Annotated in this window: 1 protein-coding gene; it reads left to right on the top strand. The window is 61.2% G+C overall.

All coding sequences use genetic code 11. The features are described from left to right. Positions 1-36: 36 nt before the first annotated feature. The coding region (locus HU738_RS25730) for an immunoglobulin-like domain-containing protein (RefSeq protein ID WP_217871544.1) at positions 37-1,213 on the top strand (1,177 nt) is incomplete at its 3' end.

Genomic DNA, 1,213 nt, shown 5'->3' with positions numbered 1-1,213 from the left:
CCGGTTGGTCAGAGTTCAGGGACGGCCACCGGGGCCGTGAACAATGATGTCTACCAAGGCCACGCGGCAGTCAGCAACAGCATCACCAGCGTCAGCGGTGGCAACTACGAGAACCTGGTCGCCAACCAAACACCAGTCAGCACCGCCGTGACCGATGTGCAAGACACCACAACGGTATCACTGACGGCGACACCCAGCGTGGCCGAAGGCGGGACCATTATCTATACGGCGACAGTGGGCGCTCCTGTCACTGGCAGCCCGGTCATAGTCAGCTTGGCCAACGGGCAGACCATCACCATCCCAGTCGGGCAGTCCTCCGGTACAGCTACGGGCGCCGTCACAAACGACGTCTATCAAGGCCACGCGGCAGTCACCAACAGCATCACCAACGTCAGCGGTGGCAATTACGAAAATCTGGTCGCCAATCAGGCACCGGTCAGTACCACTGTCACCGATGTACAAGACACCACCACTGTCACCCTGACCGCCACGCCTTCCGTGGCCGAAGGTGGCACTATCATATACACCGCCACAGTAGGGGCTCCGGTCACCGGAAGCCCAGTCATAGTCAGCCTGGCCAACGGGCAGACCATCACCATTCCGGTTGGCCAAAGCTCCGCCACCGCCACGGGCGCCGTGACCAATGACGTCTACCAAGGCCACGCGGCAGTCACCAACAGCATCACCAGCGTCAGCGGTGGCAACTACGAGAACCTGGTCGCCAACCAGGCTCCTGTCAGCACCACCGTGACCGATGTACAAGACACCACTACTGTCACCCTGACCGCCACGCCTTCCGTGGCCGAGGGTGGCACTATCGTCTATACCGCCGCGGTAAATGCGCCGGTCACCGGTAGCCCGGTCATAGTCAGCCTAGCTAACGGCCAGACCATCACCATCCCAGTCGGGCAGTCCTCCGGTACAGCCACGGAAGCCGTCACCAACGACGTCTATCAAGGCCATACGGCGGTCACCAACAGCATCACCAGCGTCAGCGGCGGAAACTACGAAAACCTGGTCGCCAATCAGGCACCAGTCAGCACTGGCATCACGGATGTCCTGGACACCACGACGGTTTCGCTTTCGGCGACACCAAGCGTGGCCGAAGGTGGGCAGATCGTTTACACCGCTACCCTGAGCAACGCTGCACAAACGGCGGTGACCGTCACGCTGAGCAATGGCCAGACCATCACCATCGGCGCCAATCAGACCT

It is taken from the genome of Pseudomonas vlassakiae, from assembly GCF_014269035.2.
Classification (GTDB): domain Bacteria; phylum Pseudomonadota; class Gammaproteobacteria; order Pseudomonadales; family Pseudomonadaceae; genus Aquipseudomonas; species Aquipseudomonas vlassakiae.
Note: the sequence above shows the minus strand (reverse complement) of the source record. Positions and strands in the feature narration are given on the sequence as shown.